The organism is Paenibacillus sabuli (assembly GCF_014705605.1).
Taxonomy (GTDB): domain Bacteria; phylum Bacillota; class Bacilli; order Paenibacillales; family Paenibacillaceae; genus Paenibacillus_D; species Paenibacillus_D sabuli.
The window spans coordinates 20,856-42,181 of sequence record NZ_JACXIZ010000012.1 but is presented as its reverse complement, the minus strand read 5'-3'; the positions used below and the strand labels follow the sequence as shown (position 1 = coordinate 42,181).

Sequence of the window (21,326 nt, the reverse complement as noted above, 5' to 3'; positions counted from 1 at the left end):
CGATGGTTCCCTCAGACAGCGCGCTGCCCGCGTTCCAGCCGTCCGTCCATCAATAAATTTCGTTGACACCCAATATCGCGTGTGCTAAAGTGTTTTAGGTAGGCCTTAAAATTGCGTACGGTATATGCATCGCTACCCGTGTGCGACGAATAGGTTAGTCCGGGAGGTGTACATCAATGCGGGTAATCATTACGTTGGCTTGCACGAACTGCAAACAGAGAAACTACACGACCAACAAGAACAAACGGAATCACCCCGACCGCATCGAGATGAAGAAGTTCTGCAAGTTTTGCAACGAGCATACTCCTCATCGCGAGACCCGATAGTAGTGTAATGGAGGTGTGGACGTGGCGATTTTGTCGAGGATGAAGCAGGGCTTTGGCTCGGCCTTCGCTTTCTTTGCGGACAGCTGGGCGGAGCTCAAGAAGGTGCGTTGGCCCACGCGCAAGGAACTGACAAGCTATACAATCGTCGTTATGGTGACGATTGTGTTTGTGACGATTTACTTCTGGCTTCTTGACATCGGGATCTCGGAACTGGTCGAACTGATTGTTTAAGAAGGGTCCAAAGGTGGCTTGTTATGGAAAAAAGATGGTATGTCGTGCATACGTATTCCGGATATGAGAACAAGGTGAAAGCCAATCTGGAAAAGCGCGTAGAATCGATGGGCATGGAGGATAAGATTTTCCGCGTGCTCGTGCCGATGGAAGAAGAATTGGTGAACAAGGACGGGAAGAAAAAAACCGTCATGCGCAAGGTTTACCCTGGCTATGTGCTTGTCGAGATGGTCCAGACGGACGATTCCTGGTACGTCGTGCGCAATACGCCCGGTGTGACGGGGTTTGTCGGATCTACCGGCTCCGGCTCCAAGCCGACGGCGTTGCTGCCGGATGAGGTCGAGCAGATTCTCAAGCATATGGGCATGGAAGAACCAAAACCGGTCATGGAATTCGATCTGAAGGAAACCGTTCGTGTCAAGGTCGGGCCTTTTGCCAACTTTGTCGGCACCGTCGAAGAGGTGCTGCTCGACAAAAGCAAGCTGAAGGTCCATGTCAACATGTTCGGGAGGGAGACGCCGGTCGAACTGGATTATACCCAGGTTGAAAAGGTGTAGCCCGAGTCCTTACTCTAGGGCAAGGAGGTGTGCAACATGGCAAAAAAAGTGATGAAATTGGTGAAGCTGCAGGTACCGGCTGGCAAAGCGAATCCGGCACCGCCTATCGGTCCCGCGCTGGGTCAAGCAGGCGTCAACATTATGGCGTTCTGTAAAGAGTTCAACGCGCGTACCGCCGATCAGGCAGGTCTCGTCATCCCGGTCGTCATCTCGGTATTCGAGGACCGTTCGTTCACGTTCGAGACGAAGACGCCTCCGGCCGCAGTGCTGCTCCGCGTAGCTGCCGGCATCGAAAAAGGCTCCGGCGAACCGAACAAAAAGAAAGTTGCCTCGGTTCCGCGTGCAAAAATCCGCGAAATCGCCGAGCAAAAAATGCCCGATCTGAATGCAGCGTCCGTTGAAGCGGCGATGCTGATGATTGAGGGCACGGCCCGCAGCATGGGCGTCACGGTTACCGACTAATCCGGCATTATGCCGGCAGGGACGCATGATGCGTTCCGCTCGCATGGACATTCGTCCGGGCGAAGGTGGGAGGATCATCCGAAACGGAGGATTTTCCGCTAGTACCACACAAGGAGGAGAAGACAATTGGCTAAGCATGGCAAGAAGTACCAAGACGCTGCCAAGCAATTTGACAGCGAAGCGACGTACGAGCCGTTGCAGGCGATCGAGCTTGTGAAAAAGACGGCATCGGCCAAATTCGACGAGTCCGTCGAAGTCGCAGTACGCCTCGGCGTGGACCCGCGCAAGCAAGACCAAGCCGTGCGCGGCGTAGTCGTCCTGCCGCATGGCACAGGTAAAACGAAACGCGTGCTCGTATTTGCCAAAGGCGATAAAGTGAAGGAAGCGGAAGCGGCCGGAGCGGATTACGTCGGAGATGCGGACATGATCAACAAAATTCAACAAGGCTGGTTTGAATTCGACGTTTGCGTCGCGACGCCGGACATGATGGCGGAAGTGGGCAAGCTGGGTCGGATCCTCGGCGGCAAAGGCCTTATGCCGAACCCGAAAGCCGGCACGGTTACGTTTGACGTATCCAAAGCCGTGCAGGAAATCAAAGCGGGTAAAATCGAGTACCGCCTTGACAAAGCAGGTCAAATCCACGCGCCGATCGGCAAAGTGTCGTTTGATGCAGACAAACTCAACGAGAACCTCAAAACGTTGGTTGATGCATTGAACCGGGCGAAGCCGGCCGCTGCGAAAGGCATTTACCTGAAAAACATTGCAGTTTCCTCGACGATGGGGCCGAGCGCTCGCGTGAGCACGGCGGTTTACCGTTAAGGTTTCTTGCGCCAACACTTGAATATGCATGCCGTAGACAGTAGGTGCCGCAAGGCTTAATTTCCTACCGAGGTGTTATGATATAACGTTATCCCGCGATCGGGATAAAGGAATCATGGCCTTCGCACGGAATCTGCGCGAAGGCCTTTCTCATGAAAGTATAGAATGTATATGATTTCGCCTATATTTGTCTAACTTTCTCGGAACGAAATTCGCATCGCCGTCAAAAAAACGGCGATAGCCGTTTCACCTTACTCGGCTACGGATCACGCTTTACGGGATGCAGATTAATCTACAGGAGGTGTAAAGTTTGGCAAACGCAAAGGTCATCGAAAGTAAGCAGCAGGCAGTCGAAGAAATCGCGCAAAAGCTGCGCGAAAGCAATTGTGCCGTCGTGGCGGACTATCGCGGTCTGAATGTTGCGCAAGTGACGGAGCTGCGCAAGCAGCTGCGCGAAGCGGGCATCGAGTTCCAAGTACTGAAAAACGGACTCGTTCGCCGCGCAACCGAAGCGACCGGGTTGACCCAGCTTGACGAGGTGCTGGTCGGACCGACTGCCATCGCATTTGGCAAGGACGATGTGGTCGCACCGGCCAAAATTTTGAACACTTTTGCCAAGAGCAACGATGCGCTGGAGCTGAAGGGCGGCGTGCTGGAAGGGCAAGTCGTCGGCGTAGCGGAGATCAAAGCGCTGGCGGACCTCCCTTCGCGCGACGGTTTGCTCTCCATGCTGCTCAGCGTGCTGCAGGCACCGGTTCGCAATTTCGCGCTCGCGGTCAAAGCGGTCGGGGAAAAGCAAGAGCAAGAACAAGGCGCGTAAACAGCGTTTGCACGCTGGCTAACCGGCATTGAAAATAAGGAAACCCAATATCCTATACCCAATAATGGAGGTTTAACCATGAGTAAAGAGCAAATCCTTGAAGCCATCAAAGAGATGAACGTGCTTGAGTTGAACGAGCTTGTTAAAGCAATCGAAGAAGAATTTGGCGTCACAGCTGCTGCACCGGTAGCAGTAGTTGGCGGCGGCGGCGGCGCGGAAGCAGCCGAGCAAAGCGAATTCGACGTCATCCTGACGAGCCCCGGCGGTTCGAAAATCAACGTCATCAAAGTCGTGCGCGAAATCACGGGTCTCGGCCTGAAAGAAGCAAAAGAACTGGTTGATAACGCACCGAAACCGATTAAAGAAAAAGTGGCGAAGGAAGACGCCGAAGCGGTCAAAGCGAAGCTGGAAGAAGCAGGCGCTTCTGTCGAAGTGAAGTAAGACGGCTCGATTCCTGTCAAACCCCTTGAAGCGCTGCTTCAAGGGGTTTGTTCAAATTATAAAGCGTATAAAAAAGGAGCGAAAGCATGGCGGATCATTATTACTCGCGTCAGCCGCAGACGGACAGCGCGCGCCGTGTTGTCGAAATGCAGCTGCGCGGCTTGCGGCTGCGTCTGGCGACCGACAGCGGCGTTTTTGCCAAAGCCGGTGTCGATTACGGCAGCCGCCAGCTCATCGAAGCGATGGTGATTCCTCCGGGTGCGCAAGTGCTCGATGTCGGTTGCGGATACGGACCGATCGGCATCAGTGCCGCGTTGTTGGAGCCGAGCAGTTCCGTCACGATGGTGGATGTGAACGAGCGCGCGGTCGAGCTCGCCTCCGAAAATGCAGCAAATAACGATGCGCGCAATGTCGAGGTGCTGCAGAGCGATCTCTTCGAGTCGGTGCAAGGCAGGCAATTTGACGTCATTGTAACGAACCCGCCCATTCGGGCGGGAAAAGCGGTCGTCCATCGCATTTTCGAGGAAGGGGCTTCGTTGCTGACGGCGAACGGGAGCATGTGGGTCGTCATTCAAAAAAAACAAGGCGCCCCCTCGGCCAAGGCCAAGCTGGAACGGTTGTTCGGCGAGGTGGAGGAAGCGGCGAAAGCCGGCGGCTACAAGGTGTTGCGGGCAAGCCGCAAGAAGTGAAGGGCGCTTCGGCGAATGCTAGAAAATTGATGGATTAAGGTTGACTTGGGCGCAGCTCTGTGATATTATTGTAAAATGTCAGCCTTAAAAAGGCGAAAAAGATCTTTAGTGCATTAAAATGTCAAGCGATTTTTTTCGTTGCAGCATGCATAGAAATATCGGGTTTGACGTATAATGTTTAGATTTTGGGCAAAATTACTTGATATGAGGAGAGATGCGGCCGCAGGCCGGATCGAACGCCGGGAACACGCTCTTTTTTCGAATCGCTTCGATAAGGGCTTTTCTTTATTGTGTCAAACGCTCGGGGGCAGGTAGTACGGGCTCCTTGCGCGTTGAAGCAGATATGAGGGGTGAGGTAAAGTTGGCAGGACAACTTGTTCAGTATGGTCGGCGCACACGCAGAAGCTATGCCCGCATTGATGAAGTGCTCGACGTTCCTAACCTGATTGAGATCCAGCAAAAATCGTATGAAAAGTTTTTGGAGCGCGATTTGCTTGAGCTATTCCAGGACATTTCACCGATTCAGGATTTCACGGGCAACTTGTCGCTTGAATTTATCGACTACAGTCTTGGCGAGCCGAAGTATTCAGTGGACGAATCGAAGGAACGCGACGTCACGTATGCGGCACCGCTGCGCGTCAAGGTGCGTCTTATCAACAAAGAGACGGGTGAAGTGAAGGAGCAGGAAGTGTTCATGGGCGACTTCCCGCTAATGACCGAGACCGGGACCTTCATTATCAACGGCGCCGAACGGGTTATCGTCAGTCAATTGGTACGCTCGCCCAGTGTCTACTTCAGCACGAAGGTTGACAAAAACGGCAAAAAAGCGTACACCGCGACTGTCATTCCGAACCGCGGCGCATGGCTCGAGCTGGAGACAGATGCGAAGGATATCGTCTATGTCCGCATCGATCGCACGCGCAAAATTCCGGTAACGGTGTTGCTGCGCGCACTCGGCTTCGGTACAGATGCCGAAATTATCGATTTGCTCGGAGACGACGAGTACATTCGCAACACGCTCGACAAAGACAATACCGACTCGACGGAGAAAGCGCTGATTGAGATCTACGAGCGCCTTCGCCCGGGCGAGCCGCCGACGCTCGACAACGCCAAGAGCTTGCTCGTGGCGCGCTTCTTTGATCCGAAGCGCTACGATCTGGCGAATGTCGGACGCTACAAAATGAACAAAAAGCTTCATATAAAGAACCGCTTGTTCAACCAGCGCCTCGCTGAGACGCTCGTGGATCCGTCGACGGGCGAAATCATCGCCGAGAGCGGGCAAATGATCGACCGCAGATTGCTCGACGAGATCTTGCCGCTATTGGAGAACAACGTCGCGTTCAAAACGTATCATGTCGCCGGCGGCGTTATGGATGCCAGTAGTATTCCACTACAAACCGTAAGTATATTCTCGCCGGATGAAGACGGCAAGATCATCAAGATCATTGCGAACGGTCAGATTGACAAGGCCGTCAAGCATATTACGCCGGCGGATATTATCGCTTCCATTAATTACTTCCTGAATCTGCTGCGCAGCGTGGGAAGCACCGACGATATCGACCATCTGGGCAACCGCCGCCTGCGTTCGGTCGGGGAGTTGCTGCAGAATCAGTTCCGGATCGGCCTCTCGCGCATGGAGCGCGTCGTGCGCGAGCGGATGTCGATTCAGGACGCCAATGCGATCACGCCACAGGCGCTGATCAATATTCGGCCGGTCATCGCTTCGATCAAGGAGTTCTTCGGCAGCTCGCAGCTGTCGCAGTTCATGGACCAGACGAATCCGTTGGCCGAGCTGACGCATAAGCGCCGCTTGTCCGCGCTCGGTCCGGGCGGTCTGACGCGGGAACGCGCAGGCTTCGAGGTGCGGGACGTGCATAACTCGCACTACGGCCGCATGTGTCCGATCGAGACGCCTGAGGGACCGAATATCGGGCTGATCAACTCGCTGTCTTCCTTCGCCCGGATCAACGAATACGGCTTCATCGAAGCGCCGTACCGCTGGGTCGATCCGAAGACCGAGACGGTCACGGGCCAGATCGCGTATCTGACGGCCGACGAAGAAGACAATTACGTCATCGCGCAGGCCAATGCCGAGCTGACCGACGAGGGCAAATTCGCCGACGATTCCGTCATTGTCCGGTACAATAAGCAAAAGGACAACATTCTGACCATGCCGAGCAGCCGCGTCGATTACATGGACGTCTCGCCGAAGCAGGTCGTATCGGTCGCCACGGCGCTCATTCCGTTCTTGGAGAATGACGACTCCAACCGCGCGCTCATGGGATCCAACATGCAGCGGCAGGCCGTGCCGCTCCTGATTCCGAAGTCGCCGCTCGTCGGCACCGGCATGGAGCACAAGTCGGCCAAGGATTCGGGCGTCTGTATCGTTGCCAAGCACGACGGCATCATCGAACGCGTCACGGCCGACGAAGTATGGCTGCGCCGCGTCGAGGAAATCGACGGCAAGCAGGTGACGGGCGATCTGATCAAGCACAGGCTGCACAAGTTCATGCGCTCGAATCAGGGCACTTGCATCAACCAGCGGCCAATTGTCGGCAAGGGTGAATTCGTGCGCAAGGGCACGATTCTCGCAGATGGTCCGTCCACCGAGCTGGGCGAGCTGGCGCTGGGACGCAACGTCGTCGTCGCCTTCATGACCTGGGAAGGCTACAACTATGAGGATGCGATCCTGCTGAGCGAAAAGCTGGTCAAAGAGGACGTCTATACCTCCATCCACATCGAGGAATACGAATCCGAAGCCCGCGACACGAAGCTCGGACCGGAGGAAATTACGCGCGATATCCCGAACGTCGGGGAAGAAGCGCTGAAAAACCTCGATGAGCGCGGCATTATCCGCGTTGGTGCAGAAATCAGCGCGGGCGACATCCTCGTCGGCAAGGTGACGCCGAAAGGGGTCACGGAGCTGACGGCCGAGGAGCGCCTCTTGCACGCGATCTTCGGCGAGAAGGCGCGCGAAGTGCGCGATACGTCGCTGCGCGTGCCTCACGGCACCGACGGCATCGTCGTCGATGTCAAGGTGTTCACGCGCGAGAACGGCGATGAGCTGCCGCCCGGCGTCAACCAACTGGTGCGCGCCTATATCGCGCAGAAACGGAAAATTTCCGAAGGCGACAAAATGGCCGGACGCCATGGCAACAAGGGCGTCATCGCGCGCATCCTGCCGGAAGAAGATATGCCGTTCCTGCCGGACGGCACGCCGGTCGAGGTCGTGCTCAATCCGCTCGGCGTACCGTCGCGGATGAACATCGGGCAGGTGCTCGAGGTCCATCTCGGGATGGCCTGCAAGCAGCTCGGCATTCATGCCGCCACGCCTGTATTCGACGGCGCGCGGGAGTACGACGTCTTCGATACGATGGAAGAAGCCGGCATGCAGCGCAACGGCAAGACCCGCCTATTCGACGGCCGCACGGGCGAGTCGTTCGAGCGCGAGGTCACCGTCGGCGTCATGTACATGATCAAGCTCGCGCACATGGTCGACGACAAAATCCATGCCCGCTCCACCGGGCCGTACTCGCTCGTCACCCAGCAGCCGCTGGGCGGCAAGGCGCAATTCGGCGGACAGCGGTTCGGGGAGATGGAAGTATGGGCGCTCGAGGCCTACGGCGCCGCCTATACCCTGCAAGAGATTCTGACTGTCAAGTCTGACGACGTCGTCGGACGCGTCAAAACGTACGAATCGATCGTCAAAGGCGAGAACGTGCCGGAACCGGGCGTGCCGGAATCGTTCAAGGTTCTGATCAAAGAACTGCAAAGCCTGGGGATGGACGTCAAGATCCTCACCGAAAACGAGGAAGAGATCGAAATGAAAGAAATTGACGACGAAGACGACGGCACGAGCGACAAGCTCAACCTGAATCTGGAAGGCGCGGAAGTCGGCGTGGAATAGTGGCGGGCACCGCTGCCGTCCGTAAGGATAAGGATTGACACAGAATTAAGGAGGGCTGCTCCTTGTTGGACGTTAACAACTTCGAGTATATGAAAATCGGTTTGGCTTCGCCGGACAAAATCCGTTCGTGGTCGCGCGGAGAAGTGAAGAAGCCGGAAACCATTAACTATCGTACGCTGAAGCCGGAGAAGGAAGGGCTTTTCTGCGAGAAAATTTTTGGGCCGCAAAAGGACTGGGAGTGCCATTGCGGCAAGTACAAGCGCGTGCGCTACAAGGGCGTCGTCTGCGATCGCTGCGGCGTCGAAGTGACGCGGGCCAAAGTGCGCCGCGAGCGGATGGGACACATCGAGCTCGCCGCTCCGGTCTCGCACATCTGGTACTTCAAGGGCATCCCGAGCCGGATGGGGCTGGCGCTCGACATGTCGCCGCGCTCGCTGGAGGAGATCATCTACTTCGCCTCCTACGTCGTTACCGATCCGGGCGAGACGCCGCTGGAGAAAAAGCAACTGCTCTCCGAGAAGGAATACCGCAGCTACCGCGAGAAATACGGCTACGGCTTCCAGGCCGGCATGGGCGCCGAGGCGGTCAAGCGTCTGCTGCAGGACATTGACGTCGAGCGCGAGCTGGCATCGCTGAAGGAAGAACTGCGTACGGCCCAAGGCCAGCGCCGCAACCGCGCCATCAAACGGCTGGAGGTCATCGAGGCCTTCCGCAACTCGGGCAACGAGCCGGAGTGGATGATCCTCGACGTGCTGCCGGTCATTCCGCCGGAGCTGCGGCCGATGGTGCAGCTCGACGGTGGACGCTTCGCCACGTCCGACCTGAACGACCTGTATCGCCGCGTCATCAACCGCAACAACCGCCTCAAGCGGCTGCTCGATCTCGGCGCGCCGGACATCATCGTGCAGAATGAGAAGCGCATGCTGCAGGAAGCGGTCGACGCGCTGATTGACAACGGCCGTCGAGGTCGTCCGGTCACAGGGCCCGGCAATCGTCCGCTCAAGTCGCTCAGCCATATGCTGAAGGGCAAGCAAGGTCGATTCCGTCAAAATTTGCTCGGCAAGCGCGTCGACTATTCCGGCCGCTCCGTTATCGTTGTCGGACCGAGCCTGAAGATGTACCAGTGCGGCCTCCCCAAGGAAATGGCGCTGGAGCTGTTCAAGCCCTTCGTCATGAAGGAGCTCGTCAACAAGGGCCTGGCGCATAACATCAAGAGCGCCAAGCGCAAGGTCGAGCGCGTAAGCGCCGAAGTGTGGGATGTGCTGGAGGAAGTGATCAAGGAGCATCCGGTGCTGTTGAACCGGGCGCCTACGCTTCACCGTCTCGGTATTCAGGCATTCGAGCCGATCCTGGTGGAAGGTCGTGCGATCAAGCTGCATCCGCTCGTCTGTACCGCCTACAATGCCGACTTTGACGGCGACCAGATGGCCGTGCACGTGCCGCTGTCCGCGGAAGCGCAGGCCGAGGCGCGCCTGCTCATGCTCGCTTCGGGCAACATTCTTAATCCGAAGGACGGCAAGCCGGTCGTCACGCCTTCGCAGGATATGGTGCTGGGCAGCTTCTATCTGACGATGGACAACAACGAAGCGCAAGGCAGCGGCTCCGTGTTCTCCAACATCAACGAAGCGATCTCCGCCTACCAGCGCGGTATCGTCTCGCTGCATGCGCGCATCTTCATTCCGACCAAGGTGCTGGGCAAAAAGACGTTCACCGAGGCGCAGCAGGAAGCGCTGCTGTCGACGACGGTGGGCAAGGTCATCTTCAACGAAATTTTCCCGGATTCGTTCCCTTACATCAATGAAGCCACCAAGGCCAACTTGATGGGCGGAACGCCGGACAAATATTTTGTGCATGAGAAGGGCGCCGATCTGCAAGCCTTCATGGATGAGATCGCGACGGCGAGCGCAGTGGGCAAGGAGTACCTCGGCACGATCATCGGCGAGTGCTTCCGCTTGTACCATACGACGCAGACGTCGGTCATTCTCGACAACATCAAGCAGCTCGGTTTCACGTATTCGACGAAGGCCGGCATCACCATTGCCGTCTCCGACGTCATCGTGCCGCAAGAGAAGCAAAAAATTCTCGACGCGTCGGATGAGAAGGTTAAAGTCGTGTCGAATCAGTATCGCCGCGGCCTGATCACCAACGACGAGCGCTACGATCGCGTCATCGGCATCTGGAGCAAGGCGAAGGACGAGATTACTGATATCCTGATGAAGTCGATGGATCGCTATAATTCGATCATGCTGATGGTCGATTCCAAGGCGCGGGGCAACAAGTCGCAGATCACACAGCTCGGCGGCATGCGGGGCCTGATGGCGAATCCGTCCGGTCGCATCATCGAATTGCCGATCAAGTCGAACTTCCGCGAGGGGCTGACCGTCCTGGAGTACTTCATCTCTACGCACGGCGCGCGGAAAGGTCTGGCCGACACCGCGCTGCGGACGGCGGATTCGGGCTACCTGACCCGCCGCCTGGTCGACGTCGCGCAGGACGTCATCGTACGCGAGGACGACTGCGGGACAGACAAAGGCTTCACGGTAGGGAAGATTCAGGACGGCAAAGAGGTCATCGAGGATCTGTTCGACCGCATCGAGGGCCGTTATTCCTTCGAGACGGTGCGGCATCCGAAGACGAAAGAAGTCATCGTGAACCGCAACGAGCTGATCGATTCCAACAAAGCCGACGCAATCATCGAGGCGGGCATCGAAAAGCTGCAGATCCGCTCCGTGCTGAGCTGCCGCGCCCGTCACGGCGTATGCAAAATCTGTTATGGCCGCAATCTGGCCACCGGCAAGCACGTCGAGATCGGGGAAGCGGTTGGCATCATCGCCGCGCAATCGATCGGCGAGCCGGGAACCCAGCTGACGATGCGCACGTTCCATACGGGCGGCGTCGCCGGCGACGATATTACCCAAGGTCTGCCGCGGATCCAGGAGCTCTTCGAAGCCCGGAATCCGAAGGGGCAGGCGATCATCACCGAGCTCGAAGGGGTGGTCAAGGAAATCCGCGAGGCGAAGGACCGCCGCGAGATCGAGGTGCAGGGCGAAGCCGAATCCAAGGTGTATTCGGTCACGTACGGCTCGCGCATCCGCGTCGCCGTCGGCCAGCAGATCGAGGCCGGCGACGAGCTGACCGACGGCTCGATTGATCCGAAGGATATGCTGCGCATCAAGGGCATCCGCGGCGTGCAGAACTACATCCTGCAAGAAGTGCAGCGGGTCTACCGCAACCAGGGCGTAGAGATCAATGACAAGCACGTCGAGGTCATGATCAAGCAGATGCTGCGCAAAATCCGCATCGTCGATGCCGGCGGCACGACGCTGTTGCCGGGCGCGTTCGTGGATATCCACGAATACGAATCGGCCAACGGCGAAGCGATCTTCTCCGATCGGGAGCCGGCTGTCGCCAAGCCGGTGCTGCTCGGCATCACGAAAGCTTCGCTGGAGACCGACTCGTTCCTTTCGGCGGCCTCCTTCCAGGAGACGACGCGGGTATTAACCGATGCCGCCATCAAAGGCAAGGTCGATCAGCTGCTCGGCCTCAAGGAGAACGTCATTATCGGCAAGCTGATTCCGGCGGGCACGGGCATGAACCGTTACCGCAGCATCCGTTTTGCCGGTATGGAAGAGGAAGAGCTGGAGCAGCAGGAAGATCAGCTGGAGACGGTGCCGGTCGAAACGACCTGATTGGATGGCACAGGCACGAGGGGGCGGCTGCCGCATACAGCGGCAGTGCCGCCCCCTTTTTCTTGCGTCGCCAAAGGACGGCTTGCCCGTTTCGCCTTGGTGTAAAAAGCAAGCGAACGTGCTTGACACATAGGCTAGCGGAGTGCTACTATATCTGAGTGCGCCTGCATGATAGGCTGTATGTCTGGGTCAAATCTGCTTGTTCAAAGGATGCGATTCCATGCCGTACAAGATTGGCACGAAGCAGACGACGAAGATGGTAGAGCAAGGCCTGGCTACCACCGTCTATGTGGCTGAGGATGCAGATTCGCGGATTACGGAAAAGATTGTCCAGCTGTGCACAAGAGCGGGCGTCGATGTGACCTGGGTGGACACGATGGCTAGTCTCGGCAAGACCTGCGGGATCGATATCGGAGCTGCCATGGCCGCATATGTTCCGGATCAACCATAAGTATGCGCGTTTTTACAGACCGGGAGACCGGTCGGTAAAAATTTTTGTTTGCTTCTTTATGAACCGCCTGGATCTGTGGGCTTAAAAAAAGAAGAACCGAAATGAAATGCGCAGTGAACAAACGCAAGGGAAGGAGGTGGCAGCATGCCAACAATCAATCAGCTCGTACGCAAAGGTCGTCAGGCGAAAGTCGTAAAATCGAAATCGCCGGCTCTGCAACGGGGCTTCAACGCGCTCAAGCGCGAGGAGACCGGACAAAGCTCGCCGCAAAAACGCGGCGTGTGCACGCGTGTAGGCACGATGACGCCGAAAAAACCGAACTCCGCACTGCGGAAATACGCGCGGGTACGTCTGACCAACCGTGTCGAGGTTACCGCTTATATCGGCGGGATCGGCCACAATCTGCAAGAGCATAGCGTCGTACTCGTACGCGGCGGCCGGGTGAAGGATCTTCCGGGTGTCCGTTACCACATCGTACGCGGCGCGCTCGATACCGCAGGCGTCAACAACCGGATGCAAGCTCGTTCCAAATACGGCACGAAGCGTCCGAAAGCGAAAAAATAAGACCCGTCTCCGGGCTCTTGCACCATCATTAACAGGAAAGGGGGATAACCATGCCACGCAAAGGTCCAGTTACAAAACGCGATGTGCTGCCGGATCCGGTGTATAACAGCAAGCTTGTAACCCGTTTGATCAACCGCATCATGATCGACGGCAAACGCGGCGTCGCGCAGACGATCCTGTATGACGCCTTCAACATGATTCAAGAGCGCACCGGCAAGGAGCCGATGGAGGTGTTCGAAGCCGCCATCAAAAACATCATGCCTGTACTCGAGGTCAAAGCTCGCCGTGTCGGCGGCGCCAACTATCAGGTGCCGATCGAGGTGAAGCCGGAGCGCCGTACGTCGCTCGGTCTTCGTTGGCTCGTGAACTACTCCCGCAACCGCGGCGAGAAGACGATGGAAGAGCGGCTCGCCGCCGAAATCATCGACGCGTCCAACAACACCGGCGCTTCTGTGAAGAAGCGGGAAGACACGCACAAAATGGCGGATGCCAACAAAGCGTTTGCCCATTACCGCTGGTAGGATTGATACTAGGAAGGAGACAAATTCATGGCTAGAGAGTTCTCCTTGAAAGATACGCGCAACATCGGGATCATGGCGCATATTGACGCCGGTAAAACGACCACGACGGAGCGAATCCTGTTCTATACGGGCCGTACCCACAAAATCGGCGAGGTGCATGACGGCGCCGCGACGATGGACTGGATGGAACAGGAGCAGGAGCGCGGTATCACAATTACGTCTGCCGCGACGACCGCTGAGTGGAAGGGTCACCGCATCAATATCATCGATACCCCGGGTCACGTTGACTTCACCGTTGAAGTCGAACGCTCCCTGCGCGTACTTGATGGAGCTGTAGGCGTGTTCAGCGCAAAAGAAGGCGTCGAGCCTCAATCCGAGACGGTATGGCGTCAAGCCGACCGTTACGGCGTACCGCGCATCGCCTACATCAACAAAATGGACATCATCGGCGCGGACTTCCTGAATGTCATCAAAGACATGCGCGAGCGTCTGCAAGCCAACGCCGTAGCCATCCAATTGCCGATCGGCGCAGAGAACGACTTCGTCGGTCTGATCGATCTGGTCGAGCAAGTGGCTTACCGCTACAAGGACGACCTGGGTAAAGAGCCGGAGCAAATCGAGATTCCGGAGGAATACAAAGCCCAGGTCGAAGAACTGCGCAGCGAGCTGGTCGAGAAGGTCGCCGAGCTGGACGAGGACCTCACGATGAAGTACCTCGAAGGCGAAGAGATCACGATCGACGAGCTCAAAAAAACGCTGCGCAAAGGCGTCTGCGACGTCAAAATCTTCCCGGTCATCTGCGGCTCGTCCTATCGCAACAAGGGCGTGCAAATGATGGTCGACGCCGTCGTCGACTATCTGCCTGCTCCTGTTGATGTCCCGGACATCAAAGGCATGCTGGAGGACGGCACGGAAACGACTCGCAAATCGGGAGACGATCAACCGTTCGCCGCGCTGGCCTTCAAAATCGCCACCGACCCGTTCGTCGGCAAGCTGACCTTCTTCCGCGTCTACTCCGGCGTGCTCGCTTCGGGCTCGTACGTGTTGAACGCTACGAAGGGCAAGCGCGAACGCGTAGGCCGGATCCTGCAGATGCACGCCAACAGCCGTCAAGAAATCGCGGAGGTCTACTCCGGCGATATCGCGGCCGCTGTCGGACTGAAGGATACGATTACGGGCGATACGCTCTGCGACGAGAAGTCGCCGGTTATCCTGGAATCGATGAACTTCCCGGAGCCGGTCATCCAGATTGCGATCGAGCCGAAAACAAAGGCCGACCAAGACAAAATGGGCGTCGCGCTCTCGAAGCTGTCTGAGGAAGATCCGACCTTCCGTGCCTACACGGACGAGGAGACGGGCCAAACGATCATCGCCGGTATGGGCGAGCTTCACCTCGAGATCATCGTAGACCGCATGGTTCGCGAGTTCAAGGTCGAGACGAGCGTCGGCAAGCCTCAGGTTGCTTATCGCGAGACGTTCCGCACACCGGCCAAGGTCGAAGGCAAGTTCGTTCGTCAGTCCGGCGGACGCGGCCAATACGGCCATGTCTGGATCGAGTTCGAACCGCAAGAAGCCGGCGAAGGCTTTACGTTCGAGAACAAGATCGTCGGCGGTGTCGTACCGCGTGAGTACATTCCGGCCGTACAGGCAGGTATCGAGGAAGCGATGAAAAACGGCGTGCTCGCCGGCTATCCGCTCGTCGATATCAAAGCCCGTATCGTGGACGGTTCGTACCATGACGTCGACTCCTCGGAGATGGCGTTCAAAATCGCCGGATCGATGGCGCTCAAGGCGGGTAAAGACAAGTGCAACCCGATCATCCTCGAGCCGATCATGAAGGTCGAAGTTACGGTGCCGGAAGAGTACATGGGCGACGTGATGGGCATGCTCAACTCCCGTCGCGGACGCATCGAAGGCATGGATGCGCGCGCAGGCGCGCAAATCATTCGTGCGAAGGTGCCGCTCGCAGAAATGTTCGGCTACTCGACGACGCTTCGTTCGGGTACGCAGGGCCGCGGCGTATTCGCCATGGAACTGTCGCACTACGAAGAAGTGCCGAAGTCGATCGCCGAAGAGATCATTGCCAAAAACAAAGGCGCCTAAGCCAGGCTCCCGACACGTACCAAGCATGGTTTCCGGCCAGTCTCGGTCCGGGTTCGCTCCGGCGGACACGAGCCGCTGGCCAACACATATAATTTCCATTTGATTAAGGAGGAATAAGTTCAATGGCTAAGGCAAAATTTGAACGTACAAAACCGCACGTTAATATCGGTACGATTGGTCACGTCGACCATGGTAAAACGACGCTGACAGCTGCCATCACCACTGTACTTTCCAAAAGATATGGCGGCGCAGCAGTCGCATTCGACCAAATCGACAAAGCGCCGGAAGAGCGCGAGCGCGGCATCACGATCTCGACGGCACACGTCGAGTACGAAACGCCGAATCGTCACTACGCGCACGTCGACTGCCCTGGTCACGCCGACTATGTGAAAAACATGATCACCGGCGCAGCGCAAATGGACGGCGCCATCCTCGTCGTCTCCGCTGCTGACGGCCCGATGCCGCAAACGCGCGAGCACATCCTGCTCTCCCGCCAAGTCGGCGTACCTTACATCGTCGTATTCCTGAACAAATGCGACATGGTGGAAGACGAAGAACTGCTCGAGCTGGTCGAAATGGAAGTACGCGACCTGCTGTCCGAGTATGAATTCCCGGGCGACGACACGCCGATCATCCGCGGTTCCGCTCGTGAAGCGCTGATGAACACGGACGGCGAATGGGCCGACAAAATCGTCGAGCTGTTCGAGCAAGTCGACACGTACATCCCGACGCCTGAGCGCGACACTTCGAAGCCGTTCCTGATGCCGGTCGAGGACGTGTTCACGATCACGGGCCGCGGTACCGTTGCTACGGGCCGTGTCGAGCGTGGTACGGTCAAAGTCGGCGACGAAGTCGAAATCATCGGTCTGGCCGAAGAGAGCCGCAAATCCGTATGTACGGGTGTGGAAATGTTCCGCAAGCTGCTCGACTCCGCGCAAGCCGGCGACAACATCGGCGCCCTGCTGCGCGGCGTAGAGCGTAAGGACATTGAGCGCGGCCAAGTTATCGCGAAGCCGGGTTCGGTTAAGCCGCACACGAACTTCACGGCGCAAATCTACGTCCTGACCAAAGAAGAGGGCGGCCGTCACAAGCCATTCTTCTCCGGTTACCGTCCGCAGTTCTACTTCCGGACGACGGACGTAACGGGCATCATCGCGCTTCCGGAAGGCAGCGAAATGGTTATGCCTGGCGACAACATCACCGTTACGGTTGAACTGATCGCTCCGATCGCAATCGAAGAAGGCACGCGCTTCTCGATCCGTGAAGGCGGTCGTACGGTTGGCGCTGGCGCCGTTGCTACGATTCAGAAGTAATTCGGACACATTCCGAATCACATAAAGGGACTGCCCCAAGGTCTTCGACCGGGGGGCGGTCCCTTTTCGATATTTCTCTTGCAATTGTCTTTATAGTTATGTATAATGGTGGACGTTGGTCTGTGACTGTGCGATGATGTGAGAGGTTGCCGACACACCCGGCCCCTTTGCCATGGGTGGGCAGGTCGGGTTTTCTCACGGAGTATGTCCGATACTAAATTGGGCGATAGAAGGAGGGAATTACATGGCAAAGCAAAAGATCCGTATTCGTTTGAAAGCTTACGATCACAGAATTCTTGACCAATCCGCAGAGAAAATCGTTGAAACTGCGAAACGTTCCGGGGCAGGCGTATCCGGGCCGATTCCGTTGCCGACGGAAAAGCAAATCATCACCGTTTTGCGTGCGGTACACAAGTACAAGGATTCGCGCGAGCAATTCGAAATGCGTACGCACAAGCGTCTGATCGACATCGTCAATCCGACGCCGCAAACGGTTGATGCTTTGATGCGCTTGGACCTGCCGTCCGGTGTAGATATCGAAATCAAACTGTAATTCCAAACTAGAACGCTCAAGTAAGAAAGGAAATGAGGTGTCAACATGAAAGGTATCTTAGGAAAAAAACTGGGCATGACCCAAGTTTTCTCCGCCGAAGGCACCGTTATTCCGGTCACGGTCATCGAAGCGGGCCCTTGCGTCGTGCTGCAGAAGAAGGACCAGGAGAATGACGGCTACGAAGCGATTCAGCTCGGCTTCGCGGACAAGAAGGAAAAGCGTGCCACCAAGCCTGCGATCGGTCATGCGAAGAAGGCTGGCGCCGCGCCTAAGCGCTACATTCGTGAAATCCGCGGCATCGACCTCGGCGCTTACGAGCTGGGTGCTGAAGTAAAAGCGGATCTTTTCGCCGAAGGCGAATATGTTGACGTGACGGGGATCTCCAAAGGCAAAGGCTTCGCCGGCGTCATCAAGCGTTGGGGACAAAGCACGGGACCAATGTCCCACGGCTCCCGCTATCATCGCGGTCCCGGTTCGATGGGCTCGATCCAGGCGAACCGCGTACCGAAGGGCAAGCGTCTGCCGGGTCACATGGGCAGCGACACAAAAACGATCCAGAACCTGGAGATCGTACGGATCGACAACGAGCGTAACGTACTGCTCGTGAAAGGGTCCATTCCGGGAGCGAAGAACAGCTTCGTCAAAATCAAATCCTCGGTGAAGAAATAATCGCTGACAGGAAAGGAGGAGCAAGCAATGCCGAAAGTAACCGTATATAACGTGAGCGGCTCGCAGGTAGGCGAACTGGAACTGGCTGACAGCGTGTTCGGCGTCGAGCCCAACAAGCATGTCATGCACAGCGCGGTCGTACTTCAACAGGCAGCCGTGCGTCAAGGCACGCACAAGACGAAAGGGCGCTCGGAAGTTCGCGGCGGCGGCCGCAAGCCCTGGAAGCAAAAAGGCACCGGACGTGCCCGTCAGGGTAGCATCCGCTCGCCGCAATGGGTCGGCGGCGGCACGGTATTCGGTCCTACGCCGCGCAGCTACGGCTTCAAGCTGCCGAAGAAGGTTCGCCGTCTGGCGATCAAATCGGCCTTGTCGTCGAAGGTGCAGGGCAACGAACTGATCGTGCTCGACCAGTTGACGCTGGCCCAGCCGAAGACGAAGGAATTCGTCGGCATTCTGGCCAATCTCAAGGTCGGCCGCAAGGCGCTTGTCGTAACGGCGGGCTACGAGGATAACGTCGCGCTGTCCGCGCGCAACATCCCGGGCATCAAGTTCGTCGAAGCAAGCGGCATCAACGTGCTTGACGTGCTGGCGCATGACCAGCTCATCATCACGAAGGAAGCGGCTGAGAAAGTACAGGAGGTGCTTGCGTAATGAAGAATCCGCGCGATCTGATCAAGCGGCCGGTCATTACCGAACGCACGAGCGAATATATGGCCGACAAGCGCTACGTATTTGAAGTAGACATTCGTGCCAACAAAACTCAAATCAAGCAAGCCATCGAAGAGATCTTCAAGGTCAAGGTGGTTAGCGTCAATACGATGCGCGTACCCGGCAAGCCGAAGCGGCAAGGCCGCTACAACGGCTACACGTCGGAGTGGAAAAAGGCGATCGTACTGCTGAGCGAAGACAGCAAGGAACTGGAATTCTTCGAAGCTTCTGTATAAGGAGGGAATAGACGTGCCAATCAAGAAGTATAAACCGACTTCTCCGGCACGGCGGGCCATGTCGGTCTCGACTTTCGAAGAGATCACGACGAGCACGCCGGAGAAATCGCTGCTGGCGCCGCTGCACAAAAAAGCGGGCCGCAACAACCAGGGTAAAATCACCGTTCGTCATCAAGGCGGCGGCCACAAGCGTAAATACCGTATCATCGACTTCAAGCGCAACAAGGACGGCGTGCCGGCTAGCGTGGCGACGATCGAATACGATCCGAACCGCTCGTCGAACATCGCCTTGCTGCACTATGCCGATGGCGAGAAGCGCTACATCATCGCGCCGAAGGGCATGAAGGTGGGCGATCAAGTCGTATCCGGACCCGAAGCGGACATCAAAGTCGGCAACGCGCTGCCGTTGACGAACATCCCGGTCGGTACGATTATCCACAATATCGAGATGAAGCCGGGCAAAGGCGGTCAGCTCGTACGAGCTGCCGGCACGGAAGCTCAGCTCCTCGGTAAAGAAGAAAGCTACGCGGTTATCCGCCTCTCCTCCGGTGAGGTTCGCCGCATTCTGAAAGCTTGCCGCGCGACAATCGGTTCGGTCGGCAACGGAGACCACGAACTGATCAAGATCGGCAAAGCCGGCCGCTCGCGCTGGCTCGGCCAACGTCCGGAAGTTCGCGGCTCGGTCATGAACCCGAACGATCACCCGCACGGCGGCGGCGAAGGCCGTTCCCCGATCGGACGCAAGTCGCCGATGTCGCCTTGGGGCAAACCAACCCTCGGCTTCAAGACGCGCAAGAAGAAAAAGGCATCCAGCCAATATATCGTACGTCGCCGTACGAAGTAATAGCCAGACGCATGGGGGCATGGCTGCCGGACAACGGCGTCGCCCTCACATGGCACGATCAGCCTGAAGGGAGGAACACATATGGGTCGCAGCTTGAAGAAAGGGCCGTTTATCGACGGTTACCTGCTTAAAAAGGTCGAGGATCTGAATGAAACGAACAAGAAAGTCGTGATCAAAACGTGGTCGCGCCGCTCCACGATTTTCCCGCAATTCATCGGACATACGTTTGCTGTCTACGACGGACGCAAGCACGTGCCGGTCTATGTGACGGAAGACATGGTCGGACACAAGCTCGGCGAATTCGCCCCGACGCGCACCTACAAAGGCCACGCTGCCGACGATCGCAAAACCGGCAGAAGGTAAGCGGTCCTTGCTACGTTAATTGTTACCGAGAGGAGGTTCTACCATGCAACAAGCCAAAGCCGTTGCCAACTTCATCCGCATTGCACCGCGCAAAGCGCAGCTCGTGATCGATTTGATCCGCGGCAAGGAAGTCGGCGAAGCGATCGCAATTTTGCGCCATACGCCGAAGGCGGCGTCTCCGGTGGTGGAGAAGCTGCTGAACTCGGCCATTGCCAATGCGGAGCATAACTACCAGTTGGACGTGAACAAGCTGGTCGTCGCGCAAGCATTTGTCAATCAAGGTCCGACGATGAAACGGTTCCGTCCGCGCGCCATGGGCCGCGCTAGCCGGATCAATAAACGAACGAGCCACATTACATTGGTGGTAACCGAAAAATAAGGAGGGAGAACGTGTGGGTCAAAAGGTAAATCCAGTAGGTCTCCGTATTGGAGTCATCCGTGATTGGGAATCGAAATGGTACGCTGGCAAAGACTTTGGCGATCTGCTTCTGGAAGACGTGAGAATTCGCGACTACCTGAAAAAGAAGCTGAAGGACGCAGCGGTATCGAAGATGGAAATCGAACGTGCGGCGAACCGCGTCAACGTGACGATTCATACAGCCAAGCCGGGCATGGTCATCGGCAAAGGCGGCTCCGAGGTCGAGAATCTGCGCAACGAGCTGGCCAGCCTGACCGGCGGCAAAAAGATTCATATCAATATCTCTGAAATCAAGCAAGCTGATCTGGACGCCATCCTGGTGGCCGAGAGCATCGCGGCTCAGCTCGAGCGCCGGACTTCGTTCCGCCGCGCCTTGAAGCAAGCCCTTCAACGCTCGCAGCGCGCAGGCGCAAAAGGCATCAAGGCTTCGGTCAGCGGCCGTCTGGGCGGCGCTGAGATCGCCCGTACGGAAGGCTACAGCGAAGGAACGGTTCCGCTCCACACGCTGCGTGCCGATATCGATTATGGAACAGCGGAAGCACACACGACGTACGGCCGGATCGGTGTCAAAGTCTGGATCTATCGTGGTGAAATCCTTCCGGCTGCCAAGAAGAGAGCTCCCCAGGAAGGAGGCAACTAATC

Annotated in this window: 23 protein-coding genes and 1 other annotated feature; all 23 genes read left to right on the top strand. The window is 57.0% G+C overall.

The genetic code is table 11. The features are described 5' to 3' along the window. The first annotated feature begins 176 nt into the window (after positions 1–176). A complete protein-coding gene (gene rpmG / locus IDH44_RS06020; protein ID WP_081666981.1) occupies positions 177–326 on the top strand; it encodes a 50S ribosomal protein L33 in 150 nt (49 codons plus the stop codon). A gap of 39 nt (positions 327–365) precedes the next feature. After that, a complete protein-coding gene (gene secE / locus IDH44_RS06015) occupies positions 366–557 on the top strand; it encodes a preprotein translocase subunit SecE (RefSeq protein ID WP_223869428.1) in 192 nt (63 codons plus the stop codon). A gap of 23 nt (positions 558–580) precedes the next feature. Continuing rightward, positions 581–1,114, top strand: a complete 534-nt coding sequence (nusG, locus tag IDH44_RS06010; protein WP_190915685.1) for a transcription termination/antitermination protein NusG — start codon at positions 581–583, stop codon at positions 1,112–1,114. 36 nt (positions 1,115–1,150) lie between these two features. Then, positions 1,151–1,576, top strand: coding sequence for a 50S ribosomal protein L11 (rplK, locus tag IDH44_RS06005; protein ID WP_190915683.1), 426 nt, complete (start codon positions 1,151–1,153; stop codon positions 1,574–1,576). Between the two features lie 126 nt (positions 1,577–1,702). Next, positions 1,703–2,395, top strand: coding sequence for a 50S ribosomal protein L1 (gene rplA, locus IDH44_RS06000; RefSeq protein ID WP_190915682.1), 693 nt, complete (start codon positions 1,703–1,705; stop codon positions 2,393–2,395). Positions 2,396–2,408: 13 nt separating this feature from the next. Beyond that, positions 2,409–2,556 (top strand) — a sequence feature (ribosomal protein L10 leader region). 149 nt (positions 2,557–2,705) lie between these two features. Next, positions 2,706–3,215: a 50S ribosomal protein L10 gene (gene rplJ / locus IDH44_RS05995; protein WP_190915680.1), complete on the top strand. Its 510-nt coding sequence runs from the start codon at positions 2,706–2,708 to the stop codon at positions 3,213–3,215. 78 nt (positions 3,216–3,293) lie between these two features. Further along, on the top strand, positions 3,294–3,656 hold the full coding sequence (gene rplL, locus IDH44_RS05990; protein ID WP_190915678.1) for a 50S ribosomal protein L7/L12: 363 nt from the start codon (positions 3,294–3,296) through the stop codon (positions 3,654–3,656). A gap of 86 nt (positions 3,657–3,742) precedes the next feature. Next, positions 3,743–4,345: a class I SAM-dependent methyltransferase gene (locus tag IDH44_RS05985; protein WP_190915676.1), complete on the top strand. Its 603-nt coding sequence runs from the start codon at positions 3,743–3,745 to the stop codon at positions 4,343–4,345. A 343-nt stretch (positions 4,346–4,688) separates the two neighbouring features. Further along, entirely contained in the window at positions 4,689–8,252 is a 3,564-nt protein-coding gene (gene rpoB, locus IDH44_RS05980; RefSeq protein ID WP_190915674.1) for a DNA-directed RNA polymerase subunit beta, read from the top strand. A gap of 62 nt (positions 8,253–8,314) precedes the next feature. After that, positions 8,315–11,941, top strand: coding sequence for a DNA-directed RNA polymerase subunit beta' (rpoC, locus tag IDH44_RS05975; protein ID WP_190915672.1), 3,627 nt, complete (start codon positions 8,315–8,317; stop codon positions 11,939–11,941). Between the two features lie 220 nt (positions 11,942–12,161). Continuing rightward, entirely contained in the window at positions 12,162–12,392 is a 231-nt protein-coding gene (locus tag IDH44_RS05970; RefSeq protein WP_190915670.1) for a ribosomal L7Ae/L30e/S12e/Gadd45 family protein, read from the top strand. A gap of 144 nt (positions 12,393–12,536) precedes the next feature. After that, complete coding sequence (rpsL, locus tag IDH44_RS05965) at positions 12,537–12,956, top strand: 30S ribosomal protein S12 (RefSeq protein ID WP_190915668.1); 420 nt, start codon at positions 12,537–12,539, stop codon at positions 12,954–12,956. 50 nt (positions 12,957–13,006) lie between these two features. Beyond that, positions 13,007–13,477 (top strand): 30S ribosomal protein S7, encoded by a 471-nt coding sequence (gene rpsG / locus IDH44_RS05960; protein WP_190915666.1) that lies wholly within the window; start codon positions 13,007–13,009, stop codon positions 13,475–13,477. 27 nt (positions 13,478–13,504) lie between these two features. Then, complete coding sequence (gene fusA, locus IDH44_RS05955) at positions 13,505–15,580, top strand: elongation factor G (RefSeq protein WP_190915664.1); 2,076 nt, start codon at positions 13,505–13,507, stop codon at positions 15,578–15,580. 122 nt (positions 15,581–15,702) lie between these two features. Beyond that, positions 15,703–16,893 carry an elongation factor Tu gene (tuf, locus tag IDH44_RS05950; RefSeq protein WP_190915663.1) on the top strand — a complete coding sequence of 397 codons (1,191 nt, stop codon included), beginning with the start codon at positions 15,703–15,705 and terminating at the stop codon, positions 16,891–16,893. Positions 16,894–17,137: 244 nt separating this feature from the next. Beyond that, positions 17,138–17,446: a 30S ribosomal protein S10 gene (gene rpsJ, locus IDH44_RS05945; RefSeq protein WP_006037947.1), complete on the top strand. Its 309-nt coding sequence runs from the start codon at positions 17,138–17,140 to the stop codon at positions 17,444–17,446. Positions 17,447–17,491: 45 nt separating this feature from the next. After that, entirely contained in the window at positions 17,492–18,115 is a 624-nt protein-coding gene (gene rplC / locus IDH44_RS05940) for a 50S ribosomal protein L3 (RefSeq protein ID WP_190915661.1), read from the top strand. A gap of 27 nt (positions 18,116–18,142) precedes the next feature. Further along, positions 18,143–18,766 (top strand): 50S ribosomal protein L4, encoded by a 624-nt coding sequence (rplD, locus tag IDH44_RS05935; RefSeq protein WP_190915659.1) that lies wholly within the window; start codon positions 18,143–18,145, stop codon positions 18,764–18,766. Then, positions 18,766–19,059 (top strand): 50S ribosomal protein L23, encoded by a 294-nt coding sequence (gene rplW, locus IDH44_RS05930; protein WP_190915657.1) that lies wholly within the window; start codon positions 18,766–18,768, stop codon positions 19,057–19,059. Before rplD ends, rplW begins: the two co-directional genes overlap by 1 nt. A gap of 13 nt (positions 19,060–19,072) precedes the next feature. After that, positions 19,073–19,903 (top strand): 50S ribosomal protein L2, encoded by an 831-nt coding sequence (rplB, locus tag IDH44_RS05925; RefSeq protein ID WP_190915655.1) that lies wholly within the window; start codon positions 19,073–19,075, stop codon positions 19,901–19,903. 81 nt (positions 19,904–19,984) lie between these two features. Then, positions 19,985–20,266, top strand: coding sequence for a 30S ribosomal protein S19 (rpsS, locus tag IDH44_RS05920; RefSeq protein WP_190915653.1), 282 nt, complete (start codon positions 19,985–19,987; stop codon positions 20,264–20,266). Between the two features lie 43 nt (positions 20,267–20,309). Next, positions 20,310–20,645 carry a 50S ribosomal protein L22 gene (gene rplV, locus IDH44_RS05915; protein WP_190915651.1) on the top strand — a complete coding sequence of 112 codons (336 nt, stop codon included), beginning with the start codon at positions 20,310–20,312 and terminating at the stop codon, positions 20,643–20,645. Between the two features lie 13 nt (positions 20,646–20,658). Continuing rightward, complete coding sequence (rpsC, locus tag IDH44_RS05910; RefSeq protein WP_190915650.1) at positions 20,659–21,324, top strand: 30S ribosomal protein S3; 666 nt, start codon at positions 20,659–20,661, stop codon at positions 21,322–21,324. Positions 21,325–21,326 lie beyond the last annotated feature (2 nt).

Excerpts from the sequence above, each read along its gene's own strand:
- rplL (WP_190915678.1), top strand. The coding sequence starts at position 3,294 with ATGAGTAAAGAGCAAATCCTTGAAGCCATCAAAGAGATGAACGTGCTT.
- IDH44_RS05985 (WP_190915676.1), top strand. The coding sequence starts at position 3,743 with ATGGCGGATCATTATTACTCGCGTCAGCCGCAGACGGACAGCGCGCGC.
- IDH44_RS05970 (WP_190915670.1), top strand. The coding sequence starts at position 12,162 with ATGCCGTACAAGATTGGCACGAAGCAGACGACGAAGATGGTAGAGCAA.
- rplK (WP_190915683.1), top strand. The coding sequence starts at position 1,151 with ATGGCAAAAAAAGTGATGAAATTGGTGAAGCTGCAGGTACCGGCTGGC.
- tuf (WP_190915663.1), top strand. The coding sequence starts at position 15,703 with ATGGCTAAGGCAAAATTTGAACGTACAAAACCGCACGTTAATATCGGT.
- rplD (WP_190915659.1), top strand. The coding sequence starts at position 18,143 with ATGCCGAAAGTAACCGTATATAACGTGAGCGGCTCGCAGGTAGGCGAA.
- secE (WP_223869428.1), top strand. The coding sequence starts at position 366 with ATGAAGCAGGGCTTTGGCTCGGCCTTCGCTTTCTTTGCGGACAGCTGG.
- rplW (WP_190915657.1), top strand. The coding sequence starts at position 18,766 with ATGAAGAATCCGCGCGATCTGATCAAGCGGCCGGTCATTACCGAACGC.
- rpsS (WP_190915653.1), top strand. The coding sequence starts at position 19,985 with ATGGGTCGCAGCTTGAAGAAAGGGCCGTTTATCGACGGTTACCTGCTT.
- rplV (WP_190915651.1), top strand. The coding sequence starts at position 20,310 with ATGCAACAAGCCAAAGCCGTTGCCAACTTCATCCGCATTGCACCGCGC.
- rpoB (WP_190915674.1), top strand. The coding sequence starts at position 4,689 with ATGAGGGGTGAGGTAAAGTTGGCAGGACAACTTGTTCAGTATGGTCGG.
- rpmG (WP_081666981.1), top strand. The coding sequence starts at position 177 with ATGCGGGTAATCATTACGTTGGCTTGCACGAACTGCAAACAGAGAAAC.
- rpsG (WP_190915666.1), top strand. The coding sequence starts at position 13,007 with ATGCCACGCAAAGGTCCAGTTACAAAACGCGATGTGCTGCCGGATCCG.
- nusG (WP_190915685.1), top strand. The coding sequence starts at position 581 with ATGGAAAAAAGATGGTATGTCGTGCATACGTATTCCGGATATGAGAAC.
- rpsL (WP_190915668.1), top strand. The coding sequence starts at position 12,537 with ATGCCAACAATCAATCAGCTCGTACGCAAAGGTCGTCAGGCGAAAGTC.
- rpsJ (WP_006037947.1), top strand. The coding sequence starts at position 17,138 with ATGGCAAAGCAAAAGATCCGTATTCGTTTGAAAGCTTACGATCACAGA.
- fusA (WP_190915664.1), top strand. The coding sequence starts at position 13,505 with ATGGCTAGAGAGTTCTCCTTGAAAGATACGCGCAACATCGGGATCATG.
- rplC (WP_190915661.1), top strand. The coding sequence starts at position 17,492 with ATGAAAGGTATCTTAGGAAAAAAACTGGGCATGACCCAAGTTTTCTCC.